At 67.8% G+C, this 6,023-nt stretch carries 8 protein-coding genes; all 8 read right to left on the reverse strand.

The window, feature by feature from the left end:
• Window positions 1-3: 3 nt before the first annotated feature.
• Genes HNV26_RS28920 through hsp20 form a run of 8 tightly spaced genes read right to left on the reverse strand, consistent with a single transcriptional unit; the run spans window position 4 to window position 5,831 of the window.
• On the reverse strand, window positions 4-225 hold the full coding sequence (locus HNV26_RS28920) for a gas vesicle protein (protein WP_011552834.1): 222 nt from the start codon (window positions 223-225) through the stop codon (window positions 4-6).
• Complete coding sequence (locus HNV26_RS28925; protein ID WP_171440157.1) at window positions 222-503, reverse strand: gas vesicle protein GvpG; 282 nt, start codon at window positions 501-503, stop codon at window positions 222-224. Before HNV26_RS28925 ends, HNV26_RS28920 begins: the two co-directional genes overlap by 4 nt.
• Window positions 500-1,309 (reverse strand): GvpL/GvpF family gas vesicle protein, encoded by an 810-nt coding sequence (locus HNV26_RS28930; protein ID WP_171440158.1) that lies wholly within the window; start codon window positions 1,307-1,309, stop codon window positions 500-502. The genes HNV26_RS28925 and HNV26_RS28930 overlap by 4 nt, the downstream gene beginning before the upstream one ends.
• Window positions 1,310-1,339: 30 nt before the next feature.
• The gene (gvpJ, locus tag HNV26_RS28935) at window positions 1,340-1,564 is read right to left on the reverse strand and encodes a gas vesicle protein GvpJ (RefSeq protein ID WP_011552837.1); all 225 of its coding nucleotides are present in this window, start codon (window positions 1,562-1,564) and stop codon (window positions 1,340-1,342) included.
• 7 nt (window positions 1,565-1,571) lie between these two features.
• Window positions 1,572-2,339 carry a GvpL/GvpF family gas vesicle protein gene (locus HNV26_RS28940; RefSeq protein WP_171440159.1) on the reverse strand — a complete coding sequence of 256 codons (768 nt, stop codon included), beginning with the start codon at window positions 2,337-2,339 and terminating at the stop codon, window positions 1,572-1,574.
• A complete protein-coding gene (locus HNV26_RS28945) occupies window positions 2,336-3,178 on the reverse strand; it encodes a GvpL/GvpF family gas vesicle protein (RefSeq protein WP_216612806.1) in 843 nt (280 codons plus the stop codon). The genes HNV26_RS28940 and HNV26_RS28945 overlap by 4 nt, the downstream gene beginning before the upstream one ends.
• The gene (locus HNV26_RS28950; RefSeq protein ID WP_171440160.1) at window positions 3,175-5,310 is read right to left on the reverse strand and encodes a CDC48 family AAA ATPase; all 2,136 of its coding nucleotides are present in this window, start codon (window positions 5,308-5,310) and stop codon (window positions 3,175-3,177) included. Before HNV26_RS28950 ends, HNV26_RS28945 begins: the two co-directional genes overlap by 4 nt.
• Window positions 5,307-5,831 (reverse strand): archaeal heat shock protein Hsp20, encoded by a 525-nt coding sequence (gene hsp20, locus HNV26_RS28955; protein WP_171440161.1) that lies wholly within the window; start codon window positions 5,829-5,831, stop codon window positions 5,307-5,309. Before hsp20 ends, HNV26_RS28950 begins: the two co-directional genes overlap by 4 nt.
• Window positions 5,832-6,023: the final 192 nt, after the last annotated feature.

Consider the following 6,023-nt stretch of genomic DNA (forward strand, 5'->3'; position numbering starts at 1 on the left):
GCCTCACTGCAAGCGCTGTGGATGTTCGGGAAGGGTGCCCACCTCCAGCGCCGTCTCCACCGAGGTCAACAGCAGCCGCAGGCCCAGGTAGATGAGGTCCACGTCGGCCACCGAAATCACCAGGTCACCGCTGATGACCACGCCCTTGTTGAGCACCCGGTCCAGCAACTCCAGCACCGAGGCGCGCTCCTGCTGTGCCTCGGGTGTCGTCGCCTGCCCGTTCATCTGTCCTCACCTCCAGGGCCTGTTTCAGGAGTCGCAGGCTCCGCCCCCTCCTGCGCTCCCTTCAACGCGTCCAGGCGGTCGAGCAGCTGCGACTCCTGCTCGTCGAACTGCTCCTCCGTGATCTCGCCGCGCTCGAGCTCCCGGTACAGGTCGCTCAGGCGGGCGCGGAGGTCGGTCTGCTCCTGGGCCTGTTCGTCCTGCACGGCCTTGTGCACCGAGCGGAAGATCCACGCGATGCTCCGGACAGGGGCCATCAGGATATCGTCCAGGATGATCAAGGCGCCCCCTGCGCTGCCTCCTCCACCTCTTCGAAGTGGATTCGCAGATGGGTGAAGTTGTACGGCGGCCAGGGGCCGGTTACGTCCACCTGGAAGTTCTCGGGCAGCGTCGCGCCCAGCTTCTCCACGGCCGCGTAGAAGGCGTCGACCTTCTTTCGTGGCACCAGCGCGGCCAGATTCACCACCTCCGACTCATTGCGCGGCTCATTGACCACGGTCTGACTGGCCACGGACTTGAGTCCATCGAGCACCTTGTCGGCGGTCGCCTCGCGGAAGCCGTTGAGCAGGTCGACGAAGTACTTCCCCAGCTCGATCTTCTCTTCGCGCGACGGTTCCCCCTCGCGGTAGAGGTCGTCCCGCATCGCCTTGAGCTCAGGGAAAGCGTTGACGTAGTACCCGAACGCGTTGGGGTCGCTCAGCCGGATCCGAAGACCCAGCTCGACGTTCCCCTTCACCGCGCTGAGCTGCGTGAGGAAGTCGTTCGCGTGCTCGGCCAGCAGATTCCTGACCTCCCGCTCGCTGCTGGCAATGATGCCGAACGCGACCGGCAGCATCGGCGCCTGGTCCATCACCTGGCCCAGCACTGCGCTGTGGGTGCTGAGGTGTTTGCGCTCCGGCCGAAGCGTCTGTTGCTCGATATTGCTGACGATGGCCGCCAGCTCTCCGGACGTCACCGGGTGCACGTCTGCACCCTGGATGCCGGGAGTGTCGAGGTTCAGTGAGTCGACCACCTCTATCGGCACCACCGCGTACAGGTAGCGTCCCTCCGGGGTGGACTTCTCGTGTCGATTCTTGGCGCGTGGCATGACGTTGTCCTGTCCTGTTCAGGTGGAGATTCAGACCGCGACAGGCGCAGCCGCAGCGGCGGTGAGGCCGATGGCGTCGGCGTACTTGAGGTAGGTCTCGATCGAAGCGATCACGACGCGTGCTTCGATAGAGAGCACCTCGATGCCGACCAGCGAGACCTTCACCCAGGCATCGACCACGATTCCCTTGTCCAGGATCCGGTCGATGACATCGGCCGTCGAGGTCGTCCCGGTAGAAGTTGAGACATTTGCCATGACGTATTCATCCTTTCTCTTGGAGGTGCTCCAACTCGGCGAGGGCTGCGATGGCAGGCTTTGCCAGGTCTGCCACGAAGCCGTACGGGGGCCACGGGCCGCTGCACATCACCTTGCCGGGGCAGTCTTTCTGGAAGCGAAGGAACGCCCGCCGGAACTCGGCGAGCTTGAGGCGCTCCACCAGGAAGGCCATGGAGAGCAGCTGCCCGTCTGGGCGAGCGGCATGGTCCCAGGTGCAGCGGACGAACAGCCCGGAGAAGGCCGCCTGCGCCCGCTCCGCCATGCGCCGGGCAGCGCGGTCCACACGTGTCTGCTGCGCGTAGAAGCGACGCCGGTTGTCCAGGTAGGCCCGTCCGCGGGGCTGGGCGTCCGCCTCGGTGGGCGCCCCTGTCTGCTCCGAGGGCTCGGCCACGTCCGACTCCTGGAACAGGATGCGCAGACCCATCTCGTCACAGCCCTCCACCTGGGCCAGCGCGTCCGAGAACTGCCGCTCGTAGCGGTGCAGGAACTCCACCACCTGTTCGGGGTGATGGACGAAGCAGCCGTAGCGCATGGGCAACACCGCCAGTCGGCGGTGCAGCTGCTCGACCACCCGGGCGTACTCCAGCGCCTGCTCGATGCCGGCCGAGGAGGCCAACTCCTCCGCCACCGGCGAGATGGCCGCAGCCAGGTTGCCGTGCTTCACCGCCATCAGCGGCGCCTGGTTCAGCCCCGGCGGCAGCGCCTCATTCGTTGCCTGCCGTGCGTCCAGGATGCCGTACACGATTGACTTCACGGCCGCTCCTCCAGGCTGGGGCAGAAGCTGTAGGGAGGCCAGGGGCCGGTCGCCTCCACCGTCAACCCCTGCGGCTGGTACCGGGCCGCGAGCTGCTGCACGCGCTGGGTGAACCGCCGCACCTGCCCGGCGCGCACCAGGAACGCGGAGTTCAGCACCATGTCGTCCTGCCGGCCCGAGAGCCCGCGATCCGCCAGGCGCAGGGGTTTCACGGAGAGCGCCCCAGGGGCGAGCTCCTCGCGGATGTGGACCGCCAGGCTCTGTCCCTCGTTGCGGCTGCGCACGTCGAGCTCGCGCTGCAGCTTCTTCTCGTGGAAGTAGCGCGCGCCGGGATTCTCGGGGAGGTGCTGGAGGCGCTGGCGGAACTCGGGCGCTCGCTCCAGATGCGCGCGCAGGCGCTGGGCGTTGGCGTAGACCTTGACTGCCCATTCCTCCTTGTCGGCGATGTCGTCGAGGAAGCTGGAGATCTCCTGCCGGTGGGCGTCGACCACCTCGGACAGCGCTCGCGGTGAGGAGAAGATCGCCCCGAAGCTCACCGGAAGCACCGGCGAGGACTGCATCACCTCCTCGAGCACGCGCTCGTGCATGACCGCCCGGGGGGCCACCCACTCCAGGTCCTGGGTGTGGTCCGCGCCCTCCGGCCCGAGGAACTCCTCCATCGAGAGAGGACTGTAGATGGCGGCAAGGTTCCCCAGCTTCAGCGCCCGCACGTCGGCGGCGCCGCTGACACCGGGAACGGAGACGCGCTCTACCGCTCCTGCCCGCGTGAAGCCATAGACGTACAGGGCCTGCTGGCCCTTGCGGCGCCGCTGCACATCGGGATTGCCGTGGGCTCTCATGGCCGGCGTGCCTCCTTATGCCCACGGATCGCCTTGAGCAGGCTCGCGGATGTGATGACGATGCGCTTTCCCTTGCCGCTGATGACGTGGCGCACGGCATCCCAGGCGGCCTGGTTGCACACGGCCTGGATGTCGGCGCCAGAGAAGGACTCGCTGCGTGCAGCGAGTACGTCCAGGCCAAGGTCCTTCTCCACCGGCTTGTCGCGCAGGTGGACCTGGAAGATTTCGCGCCGCGCCTCGCGGTCCGGCAGAGGCACGTCGACGAGCAGGTCGAAGCGTCCCGGGCGCAGCAGCGCAGGGTCGAGCAGGTCCGCGCGGTTGGTGGCCGCGAGCACCAGCACACCGGTCAGCTCCTCGATGCCATCCATCTCGGCCAGGAACTGGCTGACGACCCTCTCTGCGACGCGCTCGTCCATCCCCCCGGCGGAGCGCGTCGGCACGAGCGCGTCGATCTCATCGAAGAAGACGATGCAGGGGGCCGCCTGACGCGCCTTCTGGAAGGTCTCGCGCACCCCCCTCTCGGACTCCCCCACGAACTTGCTGAGCAGCGCCGGGCCCTTGACCGAGATGAAGTTGACCTGACTCTCGTGGGCGGCGGCCTTGGCCATCAGCGTCTTGCCGCAGCCGGGAGGACCGCTCAGCAGCACGCCCTTGGGGGGCCGGACCTTGGCCCGCGCGAACTCCTCGGGGTACCGGAGCGGCCACTCCACCGCCTCGATGAGCCGCTGCTTGAGCTGCCCCAGTCCGCCCACGTCCTTCCAGCCCACGTCCGGAGTCTCCACGAACACCTCGCGGATCGCCGATGGCCCCACCTCGTGCAGCGCGGCCTGGAAGTCGGCCATCGTCACCTGGACCTGCATCAGCTCGTCGTAGGGAATCTCGGACGACGCGAAGTCGATGTGGGGAATCAACCGGCGCAGGCAGATCATCGCCGCCTCGCGGCACAGGGCCTGGAGGTCTGCGCCTACGAAGCCGTGTGTCACGGACGCCAGATGGTCCAGGTCCACGTCCTCTGCCAGCGGCATGCCCCGGCTGTGGATGGCGAGGATCTCCTTGCGCGACGTGCGGTCGGGGATGGAGATGGCGATCTCACGGTCGAACCGCCCCGGACGACGCAGCGCCGGGTCCAGCACGTTGGGGATGTTGGTGGCAGCCAGCACGATGACGTGCCGGCGTTGGGCCAGGCCGTCCATCAACGACAGCAACTGCGCCACCACGCGCTTCTCTACCTCGCCCTGCACGTTCTCGCGCCGGGGCGCGATGGCGTCTATCTCGTCCACGAAGATGATGGCCGGGGCCCTGCGCTGGGCCTCGTCGAAGATCTGCCGGAGGTGGGCCTCACTCTCTCCGTAGAACTTGTGCATGATCTCCGGGCCGGTGATGGTGAAGAACGCCGCCGCCGTCTCGTTGGCCACCGCCCGGGCAATCAGCGTCTTGCCGCAGCCCGGCGGGCCATACAGCAGCACCCCCTTGGGGGCGTCGATCCCGAGCCGCTCGAACACCTCCGGATTCCGCAGGGGCAGCTCCACGATCTCGCGGATGCGGCCCAGCTCCCGCTTCAGCCCACCCACGTCCTCGTAGCTGACGGCGCGCGCCCGCTCGTGCGCCGCCTTCTCCTTCTCCGGCGCCTTGGCGACCTCCAGCAGGGTGTTGGGGTGAATCACCACCGCCCCCACAGGAGCGGTCTCGACGACGCGGAAGTCGGCCGTGCGGCTGCCGAACAGCAGCGCCCGGACCCGGTCTCCCTTCACCACCGGCAGTCCGTCCAGCAGCGTGCCGATGTAGGCCAGGTCGCGCTGCGTGGGGGTGAACTCCAGGGGCGCCAGCACGACCTTCTCCGCATGTCGGGCGGGGGCCAGGGTCAGCTTCACCGGCTCGTCCAACTGCACCCCGGTGTTGGCCCGGGTCACACCGTCAATCTGGAGGATTCCGCGCCCCCGGGCGTCCGGGTAGGAGGGCATCACCCTGGCCGCGCTGCGGCGCTTGCCGGACAGCGTGACGATGTCGCCAATCTGCGCCCCCAGCCGCTGCATGTCGGCGGGGTCCATGCGGGCCAGGCCACGGCCCAGGTCCTTGCCGAGGGACTCGGCGGCACGCAGCGTCTGCGTACGTTCCCGGGTCGCGACGCTCACGAGCGGTTCTCCTCCTGGGCGGTGAGGCGGATCTCGAGGACGCCGTTGCGGCAGCGGTTGTGCATCTGCCGGTGGGTGAAGCGCCTGGGGAGCAGGACCTCCTTGTGGTACTTGAGCGCCCCGTGCTCGGCATGCAGGGTCAGGATGTCTTCGCGGAGCTCCAGCGTGATGTCCTTGCGGTCGACACCTGGCAGCTCGGCCACCACCAGCACGTCCGGCCCCTCTTCGAAGACATCCACCAGGGGCTCGCGGATGGGGTGGACGACCGCTTTGCCGGTCTGGTGATCCTGACGGATGTTCCCGAAGGGCTCCACGCGCGGAGTGCCGCTCGGTTGACCGGGTGCGCCTCCTCCGATTCGCACGTTGAAGCCGTAGACGCCCCTGAGCCCCTTGTCGGAGGCTCCGAACTCTCCGGAGCGTTGGAGCTGTTCGCCCTTATCCGCGAGCTCCGCCAGTTTCGTGACGAGGGTGGTGATTCCTTCGAGGAACCCTCCACCGCTGATGCCAGTCTTCTCTGCCATGGCTCCACCTGTCGTGATTCAAAGCTCTGGCATCCCCCCCTCCATGCCCAGCGGCAAGACTCGAAGGTGGGGATTCCGCCCGCCCCATGTCCGGCGAGGAGCGGCACGGATAGGGGCTGGCTGGTGATGCCTGGTGGTGGATATCGGCGCCTCGCCTGAGGGGGCTCGTCAGTCATGGCGCCCCCCCTGCCC

Origin of the sequence: Myxococcus xanthus, from assembly GCF_013116825.1 — a bacterium.
Lineage (GTDB): Bacteria > Myxococcota > Myxococcia > Myxococcales > Myxococcaceae > Myxococcus > Myxococcus xanthus_B.

What these genes read in the sequence shown, in the direction of transcription:
- HNV26_RS28920 (WP_011552834.1), bottom strand. Translation starts at nt 225, where the DNA reads ATGAACGGGCAGGCGACGACACCCGAGGCACAGCAGGAGCGCGCCTCG.
- HNV26_RS28930 (WP_171440158.1), bottom strand. Translation starts at nt 1,309, where the DNA reads ATGCCACGCGCCAAGAATCGACACGAGAAGTCCACCCCGGAGGGACGC.
- gvpJ (WP_011552837.1), bottom strand. Translation starts at nt 1,564, where the DNA reads ATGGCAAATGTCTCAACTTCTACCGGGACGACCTCGACGGCCGATGTC.
- HNV26_RS28945 (WP_216612806.1), bottom strand. Translation starts at nt 3,178, where the DNA reads ATGAGAGCCCACGGCAATCCCGATGTGCAGCGGCGCCGCAAGGGCCAG.
- hsp20 (WP_171440161.1), bottom strand. Translation starts at nt 5,831, where the DNA reads ATGGCAGAGAAGACTGGCATCAGCGGTGGAGGGTTCCTCGAAGGAATC.